This window comes from Micromonospora sp. NPDC048842, from assembly GCF_040649935.1.
In the GTDB taxonomy this organism is placed as follows: Bacteria; Actinomycetota; Actinomycetes; order Mycobacteriales; family Micromonosporaceae; genus Micromonospora; species Micromonospora hortensis.
Map to the genome: position 1 here is coordinate 18,102 of NZ_JBEZGK010000031.1, position 22,448 is coordinate 40,549.

The following is a 22,448-nucleotide window of genomic DNA, read 5'->3' on the forward strand; positions in this document are numbered from 1 at the left end:
ATCAGCCCAGGAACAGCTGGACGAGGACCAGCACGGCGAGCAGCGCCGGCCCCCGTGACCCCTGCCGCATCAGGTCGACCGGGATCATCCCGAACGGTGTGTTTACCGTCGCGCCGCCGTAGTCGATCGGCGGGCGGGTGCCGGCCCGGAACGCGGCGGCCACCACCCCCAGCGCCAGCGTCGGCGCCAGCCAGGCCGGCCCCGGGTCGACGGTCGGCACTGTCAGCAACCACCACACGCCCGCACCGACAGCCGGCACCACGACATGGATCCCGCGCAGCAGGTTGTCGCTGCCACCGAGCGCCCGGCGTAGCCCGGGTGAGCGGCTGACCGACCGCAGACCACCGGTCAGCCGGTTGGCGGCGAGGTACGCGAACACCACCTGCGCGGCCCCGGCCAACCCGGGCAGGGCGAGCGCGGCAGCGTACTGCACCCCGATCAGCGCCGCCCAGATCAGCACGGCGCTCGGGTGGCGGCGCAGCCGGCGTACGTCGGCCTGGAGCAGCGCCCACCAGCCGGGGCCGGGCCGGAACCGGCGGCTGCGAACCCGGCCGATCCGGCGCCAGCGGCGGCTCTCCACCAGGCTGGCGAGCAGGCTCGGGTCCAGCAGGATCGTGGCCGTGGCGGCGGCGTTGGCGAACTGCGCGCCGGTGGTCAGGGTGGCCCGGTCGACCCGCGGCAGCGCGCGTACCGCGAGGATCATGCCCAGGCCCGCGAGGGGCACCGAGGCGGAGAACAACGCGACGGTCGGTGTCGTCGCCGGCCGGGACAGCCCGTCGCCGAGGCGACCGACGAGCACCACGAGGGCGGTGATCACGGCCGCCGTCACCATCGGCACGGCCCCGACCACTGTCGGCCAGCGTCGCCCCGACCGGCTGCTCTGGGCGACGACGCTCAGCGCCAGCGCGGCCGCGCCCCAGCCCGCGCCCGCCGCCGCCGCCCAGCCCAGGGCTGACGGTTCGCTGACCCCACCGAGCGCCGCCACTGCCACTCCGAGCGCCGCGGTGCCGCACGCCGCTCCCAGCAGCAACAGGACGAAACGCGGCGCCAACCAGGCCCGCCGGTCGATGGGCGCGCTGGTCGCCCAGCTCTGCGTCGCCGGGGTCACCAGCAGTGGGCCGAGCGCGCGCAGACCACGCCAGGCGAGCCCCGCGCCGGCCAGCAGCGCGGCGACCGCGAGCCACCACCGCACGCCCGGCTCGGCCTGCCCCACCGTTGGGGAGTCCAGCAGGTCGCGGCTGGCGCTGATCGCGAACCAGCCGTACATGCCCACGAACAGGACCATGACGTACGCGTCGCCGAGCACGTCACCGAGGGAATGGTCGTGGTGCCGGCTGCGGGCCTTGCGCAGGTGCGTCCGCACCTGCCGGGCGGTCGGCACCGCTGCCGGCGTGTCGGCGATCGTGGCCGGCGCGGCGGTCACTTGCCGATCTCGATGCGCTCGTCGACCACCGCGTCGATCAGCTCCGGGTCGTGCGAGGCCAACAGCACGGCCGTGCCCGCCGCCCGTTCCCGCAGGAGTCGGTCGGCGAGCCACTGTCGCCCGCGGACGTCCAGCCGCTGCTCGGGCTCGTCCAGGATCAGCACCCGACGGGGCCGGACGAAACAGGACGCCAGCGCCAACCGGCGGCGCTGCCCGCTGGACAGCGTCACAGGCAGTTGGTCGCGGGCCGGCTCCAGACCCAGCTCGGCGAGGACCTCCTCGACCGGCTCGGCGTCACCCCCGTGGGCGTACGCGACCAACTCCAGGTGCTCGACGACCGACAGGTCGGGGAAGAAGTCGATGTCGTCCAGGGCGGCCGCCACCAGCGCCCGCACCTGAGGATCGGTCTCGTCGGCCCGGCGGCCCTGGACCAGCACCTCACCCGCGTCCGGCCGGTCAGCGCCGACGACACAGCGCAGCAGAGTCGTCTTGCCGCTGCCATTCGGGCCCAGCACCACAGCGATCCGGCCCGCCGGGAGCGTGAAGCTCACCTCGTCGAGCACGACCAGGTTGCCGAAGTTGCGACTGAGTCCCCGTACCGAGAGCGCGTCCACGATCACAGAGTCTGCTTCCTTCTTGTTGCTCACACCTGATCGGGGTGAGACTTCCGGATGATTCGCTCTTCGCGCAGCAGGGCTGGGCTGAAGTCCGGGAGCGGCAGTCTGCTCCGGTGGCGATCGGCCCGTGTCTGCACGATCTGCTTCACCAAGTTATGCGGGGTGCGCAGGGTGATGTCGGGGTCACCGTGTCGTTGCAGGACGTTGATCGCGGCGTTCACGTCGGCCTGCCACACCACCCCGCACACTGTGCAGTGAAGCCGGTCCCCGGCGCGGCGGCCGAGGCAGCCGCAGCGGTGACAGACTTGTGAGGTGTAGGCGGCGTTGACGTGCACGAGCGCAGAACCTCTGCGCTCCGACACGCTGGCCAGTGCCTCGGCGGTGACTCCTTTGGTCCACGCGGCGAGGCGTCGGTTGGTGTCCCTGCCGAGCGGTTTACGCCCGGCGAAGGTCTTGGTGAGGTTTTCGGCCACGACGACGGTGGCCTTGTCGACGACTCGATGTACAGCGGTGAAGATCTCCGTGCGGACCTGTGCCCGGTGGCGGGCGGCCTGACGGTCACGCTTGACGGTTCCCAGGTTGTTCTGGCTGATCCGGTCCGCCTTGGCCTGGTCGCCGCGTCGGGCGGCGTTGTTGGCGATCGAACGCAGCTTCGCCCGGCGGCGGTTGCGTTCCTTGGTCCGATCCGACTCTGTTGTCAGTAACCGACCGAGGCGTGCGCCGTGGTGGTTGCCGTCGGAGTCGGTCAGTACCTCCGTGTAGCCTTTGTCCACGCCGATCGTCGCTCCGCCGCACGGACGCTGTGAGGTCTTCATGGTGGCGGCGTCGATCTGGTAGTGGACCTCGACCCGGTCGCCGCGCAGGATCAGCCGCAGCGTGCCCCTCGGCGCGACGGTGGTATTCAGCGGGATACGCACGAGCTGACGCCGCACGAGCCCCGGCACGGCCAGCCACAGAAGGCCGTTGCCGTCGACATGGGTGTGGTGCTTGTCGGCGCGCACCACGATTTGGTTGTGGGTGTGGTTTTGCCCGCGCCGCCAGTGCTTGCGCATCTGCCGGGCCAGGTATGCGTCGCCGGACCATTTGTTGGTCTTGAGCAGCCCCAACAGCCGTCTGCGCGCGGCGGGGTCTGAGGTATGATGCCCAACCGCCCGACGTACCACCGCCTTCGCCGACTCCCGGCTGGCGGTGATGTCGGCCATCGCGTCACGGACGGTCTCTTTCCACGCGTTGGCCAGCACCTCGAACCGTCGGTGTGTGCCCTCGGCTAACCACTGGTCGCGGACCTGCCGGTCCGTCAGCCCTGCCCCGGCCACGGAGCCGTAGCGGCGCCATACCTCACTGCGTACCCGCCCGAGTCGCCGGGCCTGCTCGGCCAGCGCAAGATACTTGCCGACGTTGAGTCGCTGCGAGTAAGCGATCCGGGTGGTCTTCACCGGGCACCCCCGTTCAAGTCGTCGGTCTTCATCGGCTTCTCTTATCGGCGCAGGCCATGGAGCCGACCTGAGAAACTGTGCACGATCGACAGCAGGTCGGCCACCATCTCTTCCCGCGGTGACAGCGATTCCTGGTTGGTCACCAACAGCTCACATCCGGCCACCTCAGCCTCGTAGGAGAGATAGTCGAAGCCGAACCGGCCCAGCCGGTCCTCGTGGGCGATGACCAGCGTCGACACCTGCCCGGCGTTGACTCGGCTCATGACGTTGAGAAGCTTGGGCCGCAGCAAATCCATACCACCGCCGATCTCACTGACCCACTCGTGCACGGCCAGCCCTCGGGCTAGGCAGAACGTCTTCATGGCGGTGCGCTGCGACGCAAGGTCGTCGCACTGTCCGGCGGAAGACACCCGACAGTAAACGATCACCTTCCGGTCGTCTCGCGAAAAACCGGGAGTGAGCACGGGCGCACACATCGGACTCGTCGAAGTACCGCTGGCCGGTGGGGGTGCGTCCGGCGACAATCCGGCCTTCAGCCTCCCATCGGCGCACCGTGCTCGCGGAGCGATCAATGCGTTCCGCGAACTCCGAAACGCGACAAAACCCCCCATAATTGCTCAGTCTGGGAAACAATGAGTAGCGAAGCAAATTTAGAGTCCAGTCTCCCAGACCTGTGCCAGCGGCTACAGTGGGCGACCTACGTCACTCGGGTGTCGGCGTCGTCCTCCAGTCGGGCGTCGGCGGCGGCCAGCCCCTGGGCGTCGGCGACCTCCTCGGCCACCGCCGCCGCGTCCGCCCAGTGCCGCCGCGCGTCGGCCTGGTCGCCTAGCGCGGCGCAGGCGTCACCCAGGTAGAGCAGGGTACGTGCCAGCCCGGCGGTCGGCCGGGTCTCCTCGCGCAGCCGGCGGCTCTCGGCCAGCAGCTCGTACGCCGTCCGCGCCTGCCCCGGAGTGCTGCTCAGCAGCGTCGCCCCGGCGTTGAGCAGCGCCGTCGCCCGGCTCGTCGGGTCGTTTACCGACTCGTACTCGCGCAGTGCGGCCCGCCACGCCTGGGCGGCGTCCAGGTGCTCGCCGAGCGCCGCGTGCACCAGCACCAGGTTCGTCAGCGCCGCCGCGTACCCCCGCGCGTCACCCACCGACCGGAACGTGTTGGCCGCCCGAACCAGGTGGTGGTGCGCGGTGTCCGGTTCGCCCCGGGCCAACTGGGCCGCGCCCAGGCCCAGCTCGGTGAGGGCGTGCCCGGCCCGGTCGGCGCCGGAGCGGTGTCGGCGGGACATCTCCAGGTGCTCCACCGCGTCGTCGAGCTGCCCCAGGTCGAGCAGGGCCAGGCCGAGGTTCATCCGCGCCTGGGCGTTGCCCCGCCGCCCCCGCTCGTTGACCGCGAGGGTGAGCGCGGCCGCCGCCCCCTGCGGGTCGTGCCGGCGTCGACGCAGCACCCCCAACTCGTTGTGCGCCCACCCGGCGATCTCCGGACGGTCGTCGGCGGTCGGGGGTGGCCAGCACGGTGCGACAGACCTGCTCCCACTCGTCGAGCCGCTCGGCGTACGCCAGCCACCCACACAGCGCCACTGCCAACCGGAACCACCACCGACGGACCCGGCGGGGCAGTGTCTCCTTGGCGCCGGCCGGCACCCGCACCACCGCCAGCAGCAGCTCCTGGTGCAGGTCGAACCAGCCGTACGGGTCGTCGTCCAGCGGCAGCGACCACTCCCGGTCTCCCGGTGAGCCGAGCACCGCCAGGTTGGCCGCGTGCCGTTCGGCCCGGCGGGCCAGGTGCCGGGTCAGTCGGGCCTGCGCGGCGACCCGGGCCCGGACCGGATCCGCGTCCCGCAGGTGCAGTCGGGCGCTGCCGGCCAGCAGAGGGCGGATCTCGTACCGGTCGCCGGGCGCGCCGACCACGAACGCCGCCGCTGCCAACCGGTCGAGCAGTGCGGTCACCAGCTCGGGGTGCCGCCCGGCCAGCGCGGCGATGGTGGGCCGGTCCACCGGGGCGGGGACCAGCGACATCAGCCGGTACAACCGTCGGGCCTGGCGGGGCAACACCCGGTACGCGATGTCCCGTTCGGTGACCAGGCGGGCCGCCGGTGAGACGGCGAGCCGCTGGTGCGGTGGCGTCTGCACCGCGCGGCGCAGCGCGTCCAGCACGTCGGAGTGCCGCCAGCCGTGCTGAGCGGTGCGATAACCGAGCGCGCGGACGGTACGCGGTTGCCGCCCGCACAGGTCGACGATCTCGCGTACCGCAGGATCGGTGCGCGGATCGGCGCGACGGACCCGGGCGGCGGGCGCGGCCCCGCCCGCCGTCGCGAACAGCTCCACCGCCTCGGACGTGCCCGGTTCGGCGATCCAGTGCGCGACCACACCCTCCAGACCGACCAGCGCCGGACCACCGGCGAGCAACAGGCGGCAGGTGCGCGCGGTGGGCGGTAACAGTGGCCGGACCTGGTCGGGACGGTCGACGTTGTCCAGCACCAGCACGATCTTGCGACCGTCGAGCTGACGGCGCAGCGCGTCGGCGGCGGCGGCGAGCGCATCCGGCCGGCCGGATGTCGGCGGGGCGGTGCCCAGGATCCGGGCCAGTGCGGTGAGCACCTGCCGGGCCGAGCGGGGTCGGCCGCGCCGCCGCAGGTCGAGGTAGTACTGCCCGTCGGGGAAGTCCTCCCGGCACTCGTTCGCGGCCTGCACCGCGCACGCGGAGGTGCCCACCGCGCGTCGGCCCAGAACCGCCACGGCGTGCTCCCGGGTGAGCAGACCGACCAGTGCGTCGACGTGCTCCTCACGACCGGTGAACTCGGCCGTGTAGGGCAGATTGGGCGCCCCGGCGGCGGGGGTGGTGAGCACCTCCGTCGGCTCGGGGTCGACCTCCCGGCCACCTCGGCGGCGGCGCACCTCGTACACCACGTAACCGACGACGCCGCCGGAGGCCAGCACGATGGTCACCGGCCCGAGCACGCTGGCCGCCAGCTCGGAGAGGACGTTGCCGGCCAGGTTGCTGGCCACGTTGGCGAGGACGCTGCCGACCACGCCGCCGATCGCGATCAGCGCCGGCCACCGCGAGCCGCCACGCGAACCACCCGGCCCGGTCACCGCACACCTCCGGAGACGAGCCCGGCGACCAGGTGCCGCCGCGAGAGGACCACCAGCACCACCGGCAGCACCGAGGCGAGCACCGAGCTGGCGGCCAGCGCCCCACTGTTGCTCACGAAGCTGCGGGTCTGCTCGGCCAGGAACGGCCCGAGCGGCGACGACCCCGGCCCACCGAACAGTCGTCCCACCACCAGGTCGTTCCAAACCTGGACGAACTCCAGTACGGAGACCGCCACCACCGCCGACAGGTTGTGCCGGGCCAACCGGCGCAGGGTGTGCCACCACCGACGCCCGCCCAACCGGGCGTCGCGGACCTGCTCCACCGGCAGGTCGGCGAACGCGTTGCGCAGCACCAGCACCGCGAACGGCACACCCAGCGCGATGTGCACCAGGGCCAGGCCCTGTGCCGTGCCGGAGGAGAGGACCAGGCCCAGCACCTCGTTGACCGGCCCGGCGATGACCTGGATCGGCACGACGCTGGCCGCCAGCAGCAGCAGCCCGGTGGCCTGCGCGGCCGGCCCGGTCAGCCAGGCCAACGGGTACGCGGCCAGCAGCGCGACCACCAGCACCGTGGCGGTCACCGCGGTGGCCAGCAGCAGGGTGAAGCCCAGCGTGCGCCACAGCTCGGTGCCGGTGACCAGGTCGCGGTAGGACTCGCCACTCGGCGGCGTTGACCACCAGCCGCGCGCGGCGGCGTCCACCCGGCCGTGCGCCGACGTGGCGACCAGCACCGCCAGCGGCACCAGCCAGGCGATGGCGGCACCCGCCGCGAGCAGCCGGAACACCCGCCGAGGCGGGGCGACCGGGGTGGGCTCCGGTGCCGCCTCGACGCGCGGCGGGGGCCAGGCCTGCCGGACGAAGAGCGCGGCCACCATGATCCCGCCGATCACCGCCACCAGCCACACCACGCCGAGCGCGGCGCCGTCGCCGGTGGTGGTGCCCCCGGACGTCTGCCAGATCCGCAGCGCCAGCACCGAGGCCTCGTCGCGGACCGAACCTGGGGTCATCACCAGGATGAGGTCGAACGTGCGGCTGGTGCCGACCGCCACCAACGCGAAAACCACGGCGGTCGTCCGCAGCAGCAGTGGCCGCCACTGCGCGTCCCACAGCACGTGGCGACGCGTACCGCCGTAGGCGCGGACCGCGTCGGCGAGGCTCGGCGGCACCGCGTCCAGCGCGGAGCGGAAGACCAGCACCGCCAACCCGACCCAGGCCCAGACGAACGCCGACATCAACGCGACGGTGACCATTCCCGGCCCGAGCAACTGCGGCGCGTCCTCGACCGAGCGGCCGGCCAGTCGGGTCGCGACCAGTGTGGCCAGCCCCCGGCTCGGGTCCGGGTCGTACATCAGCCGGAAGGTGACCCCGGTGACCACCAGCGGCAACGCCACCGGCACCAGGAGGATCAACCGGACCAGGCCGCCCTCCTCGGAACGGCGGGACGCGGCGGCGAGCAGATAGCCCAGTGCCGTCACCACCGCCGGCACCAGCAGCGCCCAGAGGACCGTCCGACCGACCACCGCGCCGGTGCCCGGGGCGGCGAGCGCGTTCCGGAAGTGCGCCGCGCCGACCCAGCGACCGTCGGTGGTGACGCTGGCGTGCATGGTCCGCAGCACCGGCCACAGCACCAGCCCGCCGAGCAGCACCGCGGCCGGCAGCAGCAGGGCCGACGTGGCCCCCGCCGCCGGATAGGCCCGACCGCGCCGAGCTGGACCGACGTCGTCGAGGACCGCCAGCTCGCCGAGGACCCGCACCTGGCTCATCGGCCGCCCCCCGCGCTGCGGGCCGCCGCGGCGAGCAGGCCGGTGGCCCGGCGGATCGCCTCGCTGGCGCGGACCCCGTCGGTGACGTCGGCGAAGAAGCCCTGCATGATCCGCCAGATGCCGACCCCGTCCGAGCCGGTGAACGCGCCGGGCAACTGGTCGGAGAGATCGAAACGCAGGGTGCCGGGGGCCCGCATCTCCTCGGCGAGACCCTGGCCGACGCGATCCCGGTAGCTGCCGATCGCGACGTTGGTGTTGGGCGAGAGGTAGCCGCCGTCGCGCAGCCACGGCTGGAACGAGTCGGCCCTGGTGAGCCACTCGACCAGCTCGACTCCACCCCGGGCGTCGGCGAACGCCACCGCCGCGTCCCCGCCGACGATCAGCGGGCCGCCGCCCGGCTGGGCGCCCGGGAACCGGAACGTGACAGGTGCCTCCGGGCCGCGCTGGAACGGGTCGGCGACGTCGGCGGTGAAGTCGGCTCCGACGAGCATCACCGCCCGCTTCGTGTGCACCACCTGGATCACCGACTCCTCGTACTGGGTGAGCAGGGCGCGGCGACCGCCGCCGACGAACGCCCCGTTGATGCTCCACAACCCGGCGAGCCGGTCCAGCGCCTCGCGCACCGGTCTGCCCTGCCAGTCGGCGTCCGGCCGGCCCAGGGCGTTGTAACTCTCGGGTGCCATGTCGGCCAGCACGTTCTCGAACCAGTCGGTGAGCACCCAGCCGTCGGCGGCGCCGATGGCCAGGGGCGCCGGCCCGCCGTCGCGCCTGGCGAGCGCACCGAGCTCCCGGGTCCGCCGGACCAGCGCGTCCCAGTTGGCCGGCTGCACGGGCAGCATCGAGGGCAGGTGCCAGACCAGCGACTTGTGCGCCGCCTTGACCCAGACGCCGTAGCGCTGGCCCTCGGCCGTCAGCAGCTCGCCCAGACCGGCGGGCACGGCGTACTCGGTGGACGCGCGCACCGGGCTCAGCCAGCCGCGCTGGGCGTACTCGGTGACCAGGCCGGGGCGCGGCAGGATCGCCACGTCCGGGCTGGTGCCGGCGAGGTGTCGGGCACGCAGGAACGCGTCGATGTCGTTGCCGGCGCTGATCACCTGCACCGGGGCGGGGTAGCCGGCGACGACCTCGCGGAACCGGTCCAGTTCGCTGGTGCTCCAGACCACGGCGACCTGCACCGACCGGCTACCGCCGGAGCAGCCGGCCGCCAGGGCGGTGGCGCCCGTGGCGGCGGCGGCGCGCAGCAGCGTACGCCGACTCACCCGGGCGGCCGGCCTCATCGGGCCGCCTCGCTCGGCTCGGTGACCAGCTCGTGCCGCACCGGTATCTCCGCCAGGGTGGCCGGGTCGGCGGTGCAGACCAGCACCGCCACGCCGGGGGCGTCCGGCGGCGAGAGGCGAGGCATCAGGTCACCGAGGCGGCTGTCGCCCGCCGAACCGGCCGGCAGGTCGACCACCAGCACCTCGGGCAGGCAGGCCGCCGCTCGGGCGAGCGCCACCCGGAACCGCTGGGCGTCGGAGATCTGATGTGGCAGCAGGGCCAGGGAGAGCGCCAACTCGAGCCGGTCGACCACTGTGGCCGTCCAGTCGTTGGCCACCTCGTGCACACGTTCGCGTTTGCGCTGGCCGTACTCGATGTTGCGCCGCACTGTGAGCTGTGGCAGCAGCGCGCCACCGGCGGGCACGTAGCCGATCTGCCGGCGGGGCGGCGGCAGGCTGGTGACGTCCCGGTCGCCGACGAGGACGCGACCGGTCACCGGCGGGGCCAGCCCGGCCAGCACCCGGGCGACCGCAGTGCCGAACCGGGGCGGCGCCACCAGGGCGGCGAGCGTGCCGGCGGGAACGTCGAGGGTCACCGGCCCGGTGCCGGGGACGGCGACCAGTGCGCGTAGCCGTAACGTGGCCCTCACCTCCGGTGACCATTGATGACCGTCCCAGGGTGGCACACCGTGACGACAATCGACGCCCCCGACGCTTCCACTGTGGAGACGGTCGGGGCTGTTCAGGTGGGGGAGTAGAGCGCCGCGAGCCCGGCCGCCGTGGCGGCCAGCCGTTCGCGAAGCGCCGCCGGGGCCAGCACCTCGACGTCGGCGCCGAGGCGCAGCAGCTCACCGTGGGCGTGGGTGAGCGACTCGATCGGCAGGACCGCTGTCACCCAGCCCCGCGCGTCCGGTGGCCCGGCGCTGGTGTCCATCGCTGTCACCACCGGATCGCTGCCGACCTCGCGCAACCGCTCCCGCCCGGCGGGGGAGAGCCGGACGTGGGCCTCGTCGCGGTGCAGCCGGGCCCGGAACTGCACCACGTGCGCCCGCCACCAGGACGGCAGGTCGAAGTCGGCCGGTCGGTCGAACCCCTCCGCCAGTGGGGTCAACGCGAGGATCTGGTTGACCCGGTAGGTCGCCGGCGCGCCCCGGCCGGGCTGGTCGGCCACCACGTACCAACGGCCGCCCTTGAGCACCAGGCCGTACGGCTCCAGGACCCGGGTCACCTCGCCGTTCCAGCCGCGGTAGCGCACCTCGACGCGGTGTTGCCGCCAGACCGCCTCCGCAGTGCGGGCCAGCTCGGGGGAGGCGTCGCCATCGGCGTACCACCCGGGAGTGTCCAGGTGGAAGCGTTGTTGCAGTCGGGTCGCCCGGTCGCGCAGCGGCGCGGGGAGCGCGGCGTGCAGCTTGAGTTGCAGCGCCGCCACCGCGTCGCCGTAGCCCAACTCGTCGGCGGGGCCGGGCAGCCCGGCGAGGAACAGCCGGTCGGCCTCCTCGGCGGTCAGCCCGGTCAGTCGGGTCCGCCAGCCGTCGACCAGTTGGTAGCCGCCGGCGTGCCCGGCCTCGCCGTAGAGCGGGATGCCGGCGGCGTGCAGCGACTCGACGTCCCGGTAGATGGTGCGGGGAGAGACGGCCAACCGCTCGGCGAGCTGCGTGGCGGTCAACCGCCCGTGCGACTGGAGCAGCAGCAGGACGGAGAGAAGTCGAGAAGCCCGCACTCCACTGACACTAGTTGTCAGGGGACCCGTCCTACCGTCCCGGCATGGCATTTCGCGACAAGGAACTACGAACGCCCGGACCAGTGCTGATCGGCGGCCGGCAATTCAAGCGCTACCACATAGACCAGCCAGAGCGACCTATCGAACCCGAGGTGGAGAAGGCCGCGTACGACCTGCTCCCCGACCTGCTGGCCGACGTCGTCGACGACGGCACCCCGGCCGCCGGGTGGGTGGTGCTGCACCGGGGCGCGGACACCGGCGCCTATCTGCTGGCGTACAGCTGGGTGTGGGACAACGCGGTGGAGGTCCGTGTCGCCGCTGCCGGGCAGCCGGCACTGGACTGTCCCGACGACGACCCGGCACACTTCGTCCACCTACGCCGCCCGGCGGTGGGCTGCGTCTGGGAGTTGGCGGTCCTGGAACACGAGCGGGCCGCCTGGGTCCGGCACATGCTGCTGCCGGAGGGTCCGAATCTGACCGATTATCTGCGTGACACGCGAGCGGAAGGGCCGGTGGGCCGCTGATGGGCGACTTCGACTTCTTTGTGGGCACCTGGAACGTGGTCAACCGGCGGCTGCGCAAGCGGCTGGTCGGTTCCGACGAGTGGGAGGAGTTCCCCGGGGTGTCGGTGGCGCACGGCTTCTTCGCCGGCGGCGGTCACTTCGACGAGATCACGTTCCCCACCAAGGGCTCCGCTGGCGCCACGATCCGGGTCTTCGACCCGGCTCGCGAGGAGTGGTCGATCTACTGGGTGAGCAGCGTCGACGGCGTGCTGGGGCTGCCGCCGATGGTGGGCCGCTTCGTCGACGGGGTCGGCCACTTCTACGCCGACGACCAGCACGAGGGGCGCCCGGTCCGGTGCCGGTTCATCTGGTCGGGCATCAGCGCGACCACCGCCCGCTGGGAGCAGGCGTTCTCGGTCGACGGCGAGCAGACCTGGGAGACCAACTGGGTCATGGACTTCACCCGAGCATCGGAGGACTAGCCTCCAGGCCATGCGGAAATGGCAGCGGATGGACCCGTGGGGCGCCCGCCAGGTGTTCACCGGGTTCATGCTGCTGGTGGGGTGCACCGCGGCCGCGACGACGTCGCTCTTCGTCGGGCGGGCGCTGATCCAGGGCGAGATCGACGCGCGGACCGCCCTGGGCATGGCCGGCGCGTTCTTTTTCATGGGGGTGTGGCTGACCTTCGTCTTCCGGTTGCACCTGACCGGGATCTACGTCAACGACCGGGGCGTCCGGCTCCGGCACGTGTTCTCCACCCGCACCCTGCCCTGGTCACAGGTGACCCGGTTCGAGGCGAGTCCAGCGCTGTTCCTCGGCGGGCCCACGGCCCGCCTCGCCTGCTGGGTACACACGACCGACGGGGCGTTCGAGTCGGCCGTGCAGCGGCGGTCCAAGAGCGGGACACTGCGGAAGAACAACGGGCCGGTACTTACCGTGGCGGACTTCGACCAACTGCTCGTCCGGCTGGCCGAGCAGCGTGCCGCCCGGGGACGTCCCGGAGGTCAGCTGGACGGCCGGGGCGTGGTCTCGCGGTAGTTTCCGGCCAAACGGGTGCGGTGTTAGGGTCCGGACACCGCCCCGGATGGAGGAACGCGATGGCCTCCGACCACGTCGACGTGCTGATCATCGGCGCCGGCCTGTCCGGCATCGGCGCCGCCTGCCACCTTCGCCGGAACTGCCCCGACAAGACGTACGCGGTGCTGGAGGCGCGCGACGCGATCGGCGGCACCTGGGACCTGTTCCGCTACCCGGGCATCCGCTCCGACTCGGACATGTTCACCCTCGGCTACTCGTTCAAGCCGTGGACCGCGCCGAAGGCCATCGCCGACGGCACGACCATCCGGGAGTACGTGCGCGAGACCGCCGGGGAGTACGACGTGCCGCGGCACGTCCGCTTCCGCCACCGGGTGCTGCGTGCCGAGTGGGACAGCGACACCGCCCGCTGGACGGTGCACGCCCAGCGCACCGACACCGCCGAGATCGTGGTGCTGACCTGCTCGTTCCTCTTCGCCTGCGCCGGCTACTACCGCTACGACGAGGGTTACACCCCGCCCCTGCCCGGTGTCGACGCGTACGCCGGGAGGCTGGTGCACCCGCAGCACTGGCCCGACGACCTCGACCACACCGGCAAGCGGGTGGTCGTGATCGGCAGCGGCGCCACGGCGGTCACACTGGTGCCGGCGATGGCGCAGCGGGCCGCGCACGTGACCATGATCCAGCGCTCACCGACGTACGTTCTGGCGCTGCCCGCCCGCGACCGGCTGGCCGACGCGTTGCGGCGTTGGCTGCCGGCGAAGGCCGCGTATCCGGTGGTGCGCTGGAAGAACGTGCTGCTGTCCACAGTCAACTTCCAACTCAGCCGGCGTGCGCCCGGCCTGGTGAAGCGGGTGCTGCGCCGGGCCGCGCGGAGTCGGCTGCCGGTGGGGTACGACGTCGACAGGCACTTCTCGCCCCGCTACGACCCCTGGGACCAGCGGCTCTGCGTGGCACCCGACGGCGACCTGTTCACGGCCGTGCGTGAGGGCACCGCGTCGGTGGTCACCGACTCCATCGACACCTTCACCGCGAACGGTGTCCGACTGGCCTCCGGCGCGGAGGTGCCCGCCGACGTCGTGGTCACCGCGACCGGGCTCAACCTGCTCGCCCTCGGTGGCCTGACGCTGCGGGTGGACGGTGTCGGCGTAGACCTGCCGAACACGGTGGCCTACAAGGGCATGATGCTCTCCGGTGTGCCGAACTTCGCGCTGACCCTCGGCTACACCAATGCGTCGTGGACGCTCAAGGCCGACCTGGTCGCCGGTTACGTCTGCCGACTGCTGCGGCACCTCGACCGCACCGGCCAGCAGGTCGTCACCCCGCTCCCGCCGCCCGACGACGAGCGGGTGCCGTTGATCGACCTGCGCTCCGGCTACGTGCTGCGCGCTGTCGACACGCTGCCCAAACAGGGTGCGACAGCGCCGTGGCGGCTGCACCAGAACTACGCCCGCGACGTGTTGCTGATGCGGCACGGCCGGCTCACCGACGAGGGTGTGCGGTTCTCCCGCGTCGGCGGGGTGACAGAACCTGACCGCATCGGACGTCCCGTCGCGTCCGAGCGTCGGTAACCGCCAGCAGAGGAGCACGATCGTGCAGAGGTTCGACTTCACCGGCGCGACCGCAGTGGTCACCGGGGCGGCCAGCGGCATCGGCGCCGCGCTCGCCCACGCGCTGGCCCGCCGAGGCAGCGATCTGGTCCTGCTGGACCGCGACGCCGAGCGACTGGACGCGGTCACGACAGCGATCCGCGCCGACCACCCGGATCGTCAGCTCGCCACGTACCTGGTGGATCTCGCCGACCAGACCGCCACCGCCCAGCTGGCCGCGGAGATCGGCCAGCGGCACCCGCGGATACGCCTGCTGATAAACAACGCCGGCGTGGGCCTCGGCGGCCGGTTCGACCAGGTGACGTTCGACGAGTTCAGCTGGGTGATCGACGTCAACTTCCGGGCCGTGGCGCAGCTGACCCACGCCCTGCTGCCCACCCTCCGGGCCGAGCCGGGCGCGCACCTGGTCAACATCTCCAGCCTGTTCGGGCTGATCGCGCCGGCCGGGCAGACCGCGTACGCGGCGAGCAAGTTCGCCGTACGCGGCTTCACCGAGGCGTTGCGCCACGAGCTTGTCGACGACGGGATCGGAGTGACCTCGGTGCACCCCGGCGGCATCCGCACCCGGATCACCGAGAACGCCCGGATCGGCAGTGGCGTCTCCCACGACGAGTACGCGGCCGGCCGGGCGCAGTTCGAGAAGCTGCTGACCATCGCGCCGGAACGGGCCGCCGAGGTGATCCTGCGCGGCGTCGAGCGACGTCGGGGCCGGGTGTTGATCGGCTGGTCGGCGAAGCTGCCCGACCTGCTGGCCCGGGTCCTGCCGGCCTCGTACAACAGGCTTCTGGTCACCGGCCTGAACCGGGGCGTGGTCCGCCCGGCGCCGCCCGCTTCCGACATTCCCACGCAACGCCCCGCCGAGACCCTCGCCGACCCGGCCCGTGAGGTGGCGTGACAGCGGTTCAGGCCGGGTCGGCCACCGTCGCGCTCGGGGCCACCTCGCGGGTGCGCATGACCACTGTCAGTGCCACGAGAGCGACAAGCAGCGCCGCCACCGCGTACACCGGCGCCGGACCGAGCGGCGCGAGCAGTGCCAGCAGCGCGACGGCCGGGAAGGCGACGACCACAGCGCCGTGCTGCTGCCGGCGTACGTGCAGCACCCAGACAGTGAGCAGGAAGACGGCGACCGGGACGGCCACCGCGTACCCGGCGGTCCTCTCCGAGACGTGCGCGAGGTGCCGCTCGTAGTCCACCGACACGCTCAGGCCCGCGCCGGCTGCGGCGATCGCCGCGAAGATCAGGTAGTGGCCATAACCCCAGATCAGGGAGTACGGCTGCCGGTCGGGAGCCTTGTTCGGCCGATCGAAGTAGAGCCACCAGAGCGCGAACACGATGACAGCGCCGGCCGCCGCGAGCGACCAGAGGTCGTGTTCCCCGGCGTCGAGCCCGTCCTGGATCGCCAACGACACGGCCGTCACCGCCTCACCGAGCACGATCAGGGTGAACAGCCCGTACCGCTCGGTGATGTGCGCGGGGTGCCACGGGGTCATCCCGGGGCGTTCGGCCACCGCCGGCACCAGCAGGTCGGCCAGCGCCAGCAGCACGAACGCCGCGATGCCCCACTCGCCGGGCAGCACCAACCGCAGCAGCCACCCGAGCTGCACCACCGTCACGCCGATCGCGTAGCGGCGCGCCGCCGCCCGGTGCGCGGGGTCGCCGATCGCCGCTCGACTCCAGTGCACGACGGCGGCCAGCCGCATCACCACGTACCCGTAGGTGATCACAGCGAAATCGCCGTCGGTGAATGCCGGGGTCACCCCGGCGGCGATGATCAACGCTCCGGCGATCTGTACCAGCGTGGTGATCCGGTAGAGATCGTCGTCGGTGTCGTAGGCCGAGGCGAACCAGGTGAAGTTCATCCACGACCACCAGATCGCGAAGAAGACCATCAGGTACCTGGCCAGCGCGTGTCCGATCTGGTCCTCGGAGACGGCGTGGTGCAGGTTGCCGGCGGCCTGCGCCACGGCCACCACGAAGCACAGGTCGAAGAAGAGCTCCAGCGGCGTGGCCGTGCGGTGCGGCTCGTCGCGACGATGTGGCCGCATCGGCCGGTAGAACGGCCGCACCGGCCGAGGTTGGGTCACCGCAGTTCCTCAGACCACCCGCCGGGTCAGCCGCGCCGACGGCCGTGGGTCAGCCCCTCCAGCACCAGGGTCAGCCCCGCGCCGACCAGCCAGACGTCCTTGGCAAGCCCCGCACCCTGCTGGGTCGGGCGGATGCTGCCGGGTTCGCGCATCCCGGGCGTCTTCAGGTAAAGCTGCACCAGGCCCGCGCCGAACGCGGTCAGGCCGAGCCCGGCCAGGGGCGCCGGGACGAACGGCGCGATCAGCGCGGCCCCCAGGGCTATCTCCGAGTACGACAGGAGCTTGGCGAAACGCGCCGGCTCCAGTTGACCGAGCTGGGGCATGGCGGCGACCGCCATCCCGTGCAGGCCCTCCGCGGCGGTGCCCTCCAGGGTGCGCTTGCCCAGACCCGAGTTGAGGAAGTACGCGCCGATGCTGACCCGCAGCGGCAGGTGCGCGAATTTCATTGTCACTCCCGTTGGCCGTGGTCGAATGCGGCCCGCGTACCCCGCACCGCCCGCGATAACCCGCCGGGCCGGCTGGGCTGGCCGTGGTGGTCGCGGTAGGTTCGCCGGGGGCCCACCGCCGAGCCCGTGGCACACCCGCCCACCCCGGCACCCGGCCCCGCCGCAGACCACCAGCAGGAGGCGAAGTGAGCCAGGAAGTCCGGGGAGTCATCTCCCGCAGCAAGGGCGCGCCGGTCGAGGTCACCACCATCGTGGTGCCCGATCCCGGGCCCGGTGAGGCGATCGTCCGGATTCAGTCGTGCGGGGTCTGCCACACCGACCTGCACTACCGCGAGGGTGGCATCAACGACGACTACCCGTTCCTGCTCGGCCACGAGGCGGCGGGCATCGTGGAGCAGGTCGGCGAGGGCGTCACCGACGTCGCCCCGGGTGATTTCGTGGTGCTGAACTGGCGGGCGGTCTGCGGGGTGTGCCGCGCCTGCCGCCGGGGGCGGCCCTGGTACTGCTTCAACACCCACAACGCCACCCAGCGGATGACCCTCACCGACGGCACCGAACTGGCCCCGGCGCTGGGCATCGGGGCGTTCGCCGAGAAGACCCTGGTGCACGCCGGGCAGTGCACGAAGGTCGACCCGGCGGCCCGACCCGCAGCAGTGGGTCTGCTCGGCTGCGGGGTGATGGCCGGGCTGGGCGCGGCGATGAACACCGGAAACGTCACCCGGGGCGACTCGGTCGCGGTGATCGGCTGCGGCGGCGTCGGGGACGCGGCGGTCGCCGGTGCTGTTCTCGCCGGCGCCACCACGATCGTCGCGGTGGACACCGACAGCCGCAAGCTCGACTGGGCCCGCAAGTTCGGCGCCACGCACACAGTTAACGCCTCCGAGACCGACCCGGTCGAGGCGATCCGTGCCGCCACCGGTGGCTTCGGCGCCGACGTGGTGATCGACGCGGTGGGCCGACCGGAGACGTGGAAGCAGGCGTTCTACGCCCGTGACCTGGCCGGCACCGTGGTGCTGGTCGGCGTACCGACCCCGCAGATGCAGATCGAGCTGCCGCTGCTGGACGTCTTCGGACGTGGCGGCGCCCTCAAGTCCAGTTGGTACGGCGACTGCCTGCCCAGCCGGGACTTCCCGATGCTCACCGAGCTGTACCTGCAGGGCCGGCTCGACCTCGACGCGTTCGTCACCGAGGAGATCGCGCTCGACCAGGTCGAGAACGCTTTCGACCGGATGCACCACGGCGACGTGCTCCGCTCGGTGGTGGTGTTCCCGTGACCGCCCGCGTCGACCACGCGGTCACCTCGGGCACGTTCTCCCTGGACGGGCAGACCTTCGACGTGGACAACAACGTCTGGGTGATCGGTGACGACCGCGAGTGCGTCGTCCTGGACGCACCGCACGACGTGGCGGCGATCCTCGCCCTGGTGGGCGACCGGCAGGTCCGGGCGATCCTGGCCACCCACGCCCACGACGATCACGTCCGGGTGGTGCCCGAACTGGCCGAGGCAACCGGCGCGCCGGTGCTCCTGCACGCCGCCGACCGGGTCCTCTGGGACATGGTCCACCCGCACCTGCCGCCCAACGGCGAGCTGCACGACGGGCAGAGCATCGAGGTGGGAGGCACCACGCTGCGGGTGCTGCACACCCCCGGACACAGCCCCGGGGCGTGCAGCTTCCACGCGCCGGAGCTGGGCGCCGTGTTCACCGGCGACACGCTCTTCGCCGGCGGCCCGGGCGCGACGGGCCGCTCGTACAGCGACTTCGACACCATCGTCCGGTCGATCCGCACCCGCCTCCTGACCCTTCCCGCGGAGACTGTCGTGCACACCGGTCACGGCGACGACACGACGATCGGCGCGGAGTCGCCGCACCTGCAGGAGTGGCTGGACCGCGGTCACTGACGCCGGCGGGCGTCTCAGGTCGGAGCTGACGTGTTGGCGCGCGGTCGACGGGCTCAGCGTTCGTCGGCCGCGCCCAGCAGCGGTTTGACGTCGAGGATCGGGGTGCCGTCGAGGGCCTCCAGGTCGGCCACCTCGACGCGCAGCCCGTCCACCGCCAGGACCCGCACCCGGTGCAGCCCGATCGGGTTGGGCCGGTGCGGTGAGCGGGTGCTGAACACCCCGGTCTCCGGACGGTTCGCGTCGCCGCGTGGGTGCACAGCGAGCACGTCGCGTCGGGCACGGTCCAACCAGGTCAGCACCAGCATTTCCGTGCCGACCCGCAGGTCACGCACGGCTCGCTCGACCTGTCTGTCGAAGACCAGCCACGCCGGCGGCGCACCCTCGTCGCCCTGCCGTGGTGCGCTCGCCGCCTCGGTCAGCGACGAGGCGACCCGACCAACCGGGCGCAGGAGGTACGCGTCGTCACTCACTGCCTCGACCATCGTCGCTCCCTCCTGGACGGTCCCAACCTAGCCCCGCCGCGACGCTAGGATCCCGGTCATGGCCGCCGACTCGCCCGCCCCCGTCGTCCGTCAGCTGCGACTCGTGGTGGAGGCCGCCGACCACGACGCTGCTGTCGCGTTCTTCCGCGACGCACTCGGCCTGCCCGAGGAGGCGGCGTTCAGCGGCGACGGCGACGCCCGGGTGGTGATCCTGGACGCCGGCCGCGCCACCCTGGAGATCGCCAACCCGGCGCAGAAGCGCATGATCGACGAGGTCGAGGTGGGTCGGCAGGTCGCTCCCCGCATCCGGGTGGCCTTCGAGGTGGACGACGCGGCGGCGACCACCACCCGGTTGGTCGCCGCCGGGGCCAGCGAGGTCGCCCCGCCCACCCGCACACCGTGGCAGTCGCTCAACTCCCGCCTCGACGCTCCGGCCGACCTGCACATCACCATCTTCCAAGAGCTGGGCACCGGGATGGACGACGATGACCCCGGACATGACGGCGACATCTGAACGGGACGACCTGCGCGCCGTTGCTCTCACCCCGGCGCGGACGGCTGCCGTCGCGTGCGCGCGGTCGATGGCCGTGGTCGAGCGCCCGATCGCGGACACCCTTCAACACCTCAAGCAGCTCTGGCACGTGCTGGTCCGCCTCGGCACGCCGTACGGCACCTGATCTGCCGGCTCGTCACGGCTTGCGCCGACCGTCCGTTTCCCGCCGTGACCGTCCGGCGGTGGCGTCGACCGTCCCATTTCCTCGGGTGACCGGGACCGCACCCCACCCGAACCCCGGCATTTCCGGAATGACCGACACGTGAACCTGGTTGTGTCCCCCGTACCGCCGGAGCCCAAACCCTTTTCCGCGGTCATCTCCCGAGGAGTGTTCACCCCGGAGCGCTCCGCACGATCGAAAGGGCAACCATCGTGAAGGTCGACTTCACTCGATGGCTCCCCGCCATCGCTAAGGACTCGTACCGCAAGACCGCGCTGAGCGTGGCGGGTGTGGCTGCTCTCGGTGGTCTGGCCCTCGCGCCGACCGCGGTCGCCGCACCGGTCACCTCCGGACCGCACCAGGGCGCCGTCGCCGCCATCGACCGCGCCACCGGAAAGGCCCCCACCACGGCCCGTCAGGACGAGCAGCCCGTCGAGTCGGGCCTGACCACCGGCTCCGCCACCGGCAAGCCGCCGGCCGGCAAGCCGAGCCGAGCCCAGCTGATCCCGCACGGCATCGAGGGCGCGCAGTCACGCGTACCGCTCGACGACGCGCAACTGGCCAACGCCCGGGCCATCGTCGACGCCGCCAAGAAGACCGGCGTCGGTGACCGGGGCGCGGTGATCGGCATCGCCACCTCGCTGCAGGAGTCGAAGCTGTACAACCTCGGCCACCTCGGCGCGTACAACGACCACGACTCGCAGGGCCTGTTCCAGCAGCGTCCGTCGTCCGGTTGGGGCACGCCCGACCAGATCACCGACCCGGAGTACGCCGCCACGGCGTTCTTCAGCGCACTCAAGAACGTCGGCGGCTGGCAGGACCTGCCGCTGACCACCGCCGCGCAGACCGTCCAGGTCTCCGCCTTCCCCTACGCGTACGCGCAGTGGGAGGAGCAGGCGGCGGACATCGTCCAGCAGATGTGGTGACACCCGCACACGAGACCGGCCGGCTCCCTTCGACGGGAGCCGGCCGGTTCTTCGTGTCCGCGTACCTCAGCAGGCCGGGTAGAGGCGGCGGGTGCCGACACCGGCCGCGTACGCGTCCCGGTCGCTGAACCGGCAGCCGTAGTCGGGTCGGGCCACCACCGCCGGGTCGGTCACTGTGTCGCCGGCCGGGCGCTTGCCGGTGCGTACCCAGGACACCAGGTCGTCCCAGGCGGCGCCGGCCTCCGCCGGGGTGAACTCGCAGTGCTGCGTGGCCCGGATCGCCCGCTGAACCACCAGCTTGCTGCGACCGTTGCGCGCCACGTCGGCGGCGTACGCCTGCTCCATGCTGAACGGGACGAACAGGTCACCGAGGCCGTGCAGGCTGAGCACCGGCGCGGTGGGCCGACCGGCGATTCGCGGCACTTCGGTCAGCGTCGGCAGGAGGCGCTGCACGACGTTCTCCGGGGCGACCCGCTGCACTGTCGCGTTGACGTTCACCGGGCTGTTCGGGGTGTAGCGGGTGAGCAGGTTGGTGGACAGCTGACCGGGCCGCTGGGCGGGGGAGTTGCCGCTCCCGGTGGGCACGCTGATCGAGAAGAGGAAGTCCTTCCAGACCGCGAACGCGGCGTCGGCGCCCGGACGCGGCCCACCGGAACGGTTCACAGTGATCGCCCGCAGCTGCTTGCCCCGGTCCGTCGTGGTGTCCGGCCCGGTGGGGGTCAGTCCGGCCAGGCCGAGCGCCACCTGGATGCGGGGCACCGCGTTGGTCAGATAGTCAGCCGGCGTGGGATAGGCCGGCACCCCGGCGAGTGTCTGCGCGACCAGGTTGTAGTCCAGGTAGAAGTCGAGCAACGTCTGATCACCGAGGACACCGCACATCGGCATCGCGCCGTCGTAGAAGCCGGGGTACTGCTCCAGCGAACGACCGATGACGTACCCACCCATCGACACCCCGGCGACGTAGGTGTGCTGCGGCCGGCGGACCGTCCGCCCGAAGTGGTCGGCGAGATCCTTCGTCCCCAGCACCCCGGAGCGGATGTCGAAGCCGTTCCGGTCGTACGAGGACGACGCCCAGGCGTACCCCTGCTCCAGCAGGCGCTGGCGCAGCCCGAAGGTCGGCGTTTCCGGCGAGAGCACTGTGCCCTGGCCGCGGTAGCCGTGCGCCCACAACACCAGGTCGCCGTTCCACCGGGCGGGGACCTCGATGATGTACCCGGCGTGGCGGTGCACACCCTGGCGTACGGTCGTCGGCTTGCCGCCCACGACCAGCGGCGCCAACGGCGGATTCTCGATGGTGTAGCCGGGCAGCGGCTCGCCGCCCCTCGCGCCGCGACCTGTGGCGCTCGCCGGCGCGGCACCGGCCAGCCCGACCGCGAGGGTCAGCGTGGCGGCGGCGGCGAGCAGGCGGCGGAGGGTACGAACGGGTGTGGACAGCATCGATGCTCCCCATC

22 protein-coding genes and 2 pseudogenes are annotated in these 22,448 nt (G+C 72.3%); 10 read left to right on the forward strand and 14 right to left on the reverse strand.

From position 1 onward, the window contains the following. Position 1: 1 nt before the first annotated feature. The 10 genes and pseudogenes from AB0C19_RS29555 to AB0C19_RS29600 form a co-directional block, all read right to left on the reverse strand. Complete coding sequence (locus tag AB0C19_RS29555) at positions 2-1,423, reverse strand: DUF6297 family protein (RefSeq protein WP_357190579.1); 1,422 nt, start codon at positions 1,421-1,423, stop codon at positions 2-4. After that, positions 1,420-2,043, reverse strand: a complete 624-nt coding sequence (locus AB0C19_RS29560; protein WP_112602474.1) for an ABC transporter ATP-binding protein — start codon at positions 2,041-2,043, stop codon at positions 1,420-1,422. The genes AB0C19_RS29555 and AB0C19_RS29560 overlap by 4 nt, the downstream gene beginning before the upstream one ends. Before the next feature lie 23 nt (positions 2,044-2,066). After that, positions 2,067-3,476 carry a transposase gene (locus AB0C19_RS29565; protein WP_357190581.1) on the reverse strand — a complete coding sequence of 470 codons (1,410 nt, stop codon included), beginning with the start codon at positions 3,474-3,476 and terminating at the stop codon, positions 2,067-2,069. A 44-nt stretch (positions 3,477-3,520) separates the two neighbouring features. Further along, a pseudogene (locus tag AB0C19_RS29570) lies at positions 3,521-4,097 on the reverse strand (IS607 family transposase); the annotation flags it as partial. 76 nt (positions 4,098-4,173) lie between these two features. Continuing rightward, positions 4,174-4,611, reverse strand: coding sequence for a hypothetical protein (locus AB0C19_RS29575; RefSeq protein WP_357190691.1), 438 nt, complete (start codon positions 4,609-4,611; stop codon positions 4,174-4,176). 63 nt (positions 4,612-4,674) lie between these two features. Continuing rightward, positions 4,675-4,815 (reverse strand): annotated as a pseudogene (locus AB0C19_RS29580) (hypothetical protein); the annotation flags it as partial. Between the two features lie 1,740 nt (positions 4,816-6,555). Next, positions 6,556-8,322: a hypothetical protein gene (locus tag AB0C19_RS29585; protein ID WP_357190583.1), complete on the reverse strand. Its 1,767-nt coding sequence runs from the start codon at positions 8,320-8,322 to the stop codon at positions 6,556-6,558. Further along, the gene (locus AB0C19_RS29590; protein ID WP_357190585.1) at positions 8,319-9,599 is read right to left on the reverse strand and encodes an extracellular solute-binding protein; all 1,281 of its coding nucleotides are present in this window, start codon (positions 9,597-9,599) and stop codon (positions 8,319-8,321) included. Before AB0C19_RS29590 ends, AB0C19_RS29585 begins: the two co-directional genes overlap by 4 nt. Next, positions 9,596-10,228, reverse strand: a complete 633-nt coding sequence (locus AB0C19_RS29595; protein ID WP_355009060.1) for an ATP-binding cassette domain-containing protein — start codon at positions 10,226-10,228, stop codon at positions 9,596-9,598. The genes AB0C19_RS29590 and AB0C19_RS29595 overlap by 4 nt, the downstream gene beginning before the upstream one ends. 92 nt (positions 10,229-10,320) lie before the next feature. Beyond that, positions 10,321-11,298: a WYL domain-containing protein gene (locus tag AB0C19_RS29600; protein WP_357190588.1), complete on the reverse strand. Its 978-nt coding sequence runs from the start codon at positions 11,296-11,298 to the stop codon at positions 10,321-10,323. A gap of 44 nt (positions 11,299-11,342) precedes the next feature. On the opposite strand from AB0C19_RS29600, the gene AB0C19_RS29605 reads away from it, so the two are divergent. The 5 genes from AB0C19_RS29605 to AB0C19_RS29625 are packed head-to-tail and all read left to right on the forward strand — an operon-like array spanning position 11,343 to position 15,341. Beyond that, positions 11,343-11,822, forward strand: coding sequence for a hypothetical protein (locus AB0C19_RS29605; protein ID WP_357190590.1), 480 nt, complete (start codon positions 11,343-11,345; stop codon positions 11,820-11,822). Then, on the forward strand, positions 11,822-12,283 hold the full coding sequence (locus tag AB0C19_RS29610; RefSeq protein ID WP_357190592.1) for a hypothetical protein: 462 nt from the start codon (positions 11,822-11,824) through the stop codon (positions 12,281-12,283). The genes AB0C19_RS29605 and AB0C19_RS29610 overlap by 1 nt, the downstream gene beginning before the upstream one ends. A 10-nt stretch (positions 12,284-12,293) precedes the next feature. Further along, positions 12,294-12,839, forward strand: a complete 546-nt coding sequence (locus AB0C19_RS29615) for a PH domain-containing protein (protein ID WP_357190594.1) — start codon at positions 12,294-12,296, stop codon at positions 12,837-12,839. A 59-nt stretch (positions 12,840-12,898) separates the two neighbouring features. Further along, positions 12,899-14,407: an NAD(P)/FAD-dependent oxidoreductase gene (locus AB0C19_RS29620; protein WP_357190596.1), complete on the forward strand. Its 1,509-nt coding sequence runs from the start codon at positions 12,899-12,901 to the stop codon at positions 14,405-14,407. 22 nt (positions 14,408-14,429) lie between these two features. Beyond that, complete coding sequence (locus AB0C19_RS29625) at positions 14,430-15,341, forward strand: SDR family NAD(P)-dependent oxidoreductase (RefSeq protein WP_357190598.1); 912 nt, start codon at positions 14,430-14,432, stop codon at positions 15,339-15,341. Positions 15,342-15,348: 7 nt separating this feature from the next. Here the strand turns inward: AB0C19_RS29625 and AB0C19_RS29630 are convergent, their stop codons facing one another. Both AB0C19_RS29630 and AB0C19_RS29635 read right to left on the reverse strand, forming a co-directional pair. Next, positions 15,349-16,530, reverse strand: a complete 1,182-nt coding sequence (locus tag AB0C19_RS29630) for a low temperature requirement protein A (protein WP_357190600.1) — start codon at positions 16,528-16,530, stop codon at positions 15,349-15,351. A gap of 26 nt (positions 16,531-16,556) precedes the next feature. Further along, on the reverse strand, positions 16,557-16,976 hold the full coding sequence (locus tag AB0C19_RS29635; RefSeq protein WP_355009055.1) for a hypothetical protein: 420 nt from the start codon (positions 16,974-16,976) through the stop codon (positions 16,557-16,559). 185 nt (positions 16,977-17,161) lie between these two features. Between AB0C19_RS29635 and AB0C19_RS29640 the strand changes: the two genes are divergently transcribed. Both AB0C19_RS29640 and AB0C19_RS29645 read left to right on the forward strand, forming a co-directional pair. After that, entirely contained in the window at positions 17,162-18,250 is a 1,089-nt protein-coding gene (locus tag AB0C19_RS29640) for an S-(hydroxymethyl)mycothiol dehydrogenase (protein WP_203117359.1), read from the forward strand. Continuing rightward, entirely contained in the window at positions 18,247-18,876 is a 630-nt protein-coding gene (locus AB0C19_RS29645; RefSeq protein ID WP_357190603.1) for an MBL fold metallo-hydrolase, read from the forward strand. Before AB0C19_RS29640 ends, AB0C19_RS29645 begins: the two co-directional genes overlap by 4 nt. A gap of 53 nt (positions 18,877-18,929) precedes the next feature. Here AB0C19_RS29645 and tsaA read toward each other — a convergent pair whose 3' ends face one another. Next, complete coding sequence (gene tsaA, locus AB0C19_RS29650; protein ID WP_357190605.1) at positions 18,930-19,358, reverse strand: tRNA (N6-threonylcarbamoyladenosine(37)-N6)-methyltransferase TrmO; 429 nt, start codon at positions 19,356-19,358, stop codon at positions 18,930-18,932. Between the two features lie 58 nt (positions 19,359-19,416). On the opposite strand from tsaA, the gene AB0C19_RS29655 reads away from it, so the two are divergent. From AB0C19_RS29655 to AB0C19_RS29665, 3 genes are all read left to right on the forward strand, one after another. After that, positions 19,417-19,872, forward strand: a complete 456-nt coding sequence (locus tag AB0C19_RS29655) for a VOC family protein (protein WP_357190607.1) — start codon at positions 19,417-19,419, stop codon at positions 19,870-19,872. Beyond that, positions 19,856-20,035: a hypothetical protein gene (locus AB0C19_RS29660; RefSeq protein WP_357190609.1), complete on the forward strand. Its 180-nt coding sequence runs from the start codon at positions 19,856-19,858 to the stop codon at positions 20,033-20,035. The genes AB0C19_RS29655 and AB0C19_RS29660 overlap by 17 nt, the downstream gene beginning before the upstream one ends. Before the next feature lie 248 nt (positions 20,036-20,283). Beyond that, on the forward strand, positions 20,284-20,997 hold the full coding sequence (locus AB0C19_RS29665; RefSeq protein ID WP_357190611.1) for a hypothetical protein: 714 nt from the start codon (positions 20,284-20,286) through the stop codon (positions 20,995-20,997). Between the two features lie 66 nt (positions 20,998-21,063). On the opposite strand, the gene AB0C19_RS29670 is transcribed toward AB0C19_RS29665, so the two are convergent. Next, positions 21,064-22,434, reverse strand: a complete 1,371-nt coding sequence (locus AB0C19_RS29670) for a DUF6351 family protein (RefSeq protein ID WP_357190613.1) — start codon at positions 22,432-22,434, stop codon at positions 21,064-21,066. Between the last annotated feature and the right edge of the window lie 14 nt (positions 22,435-22,448).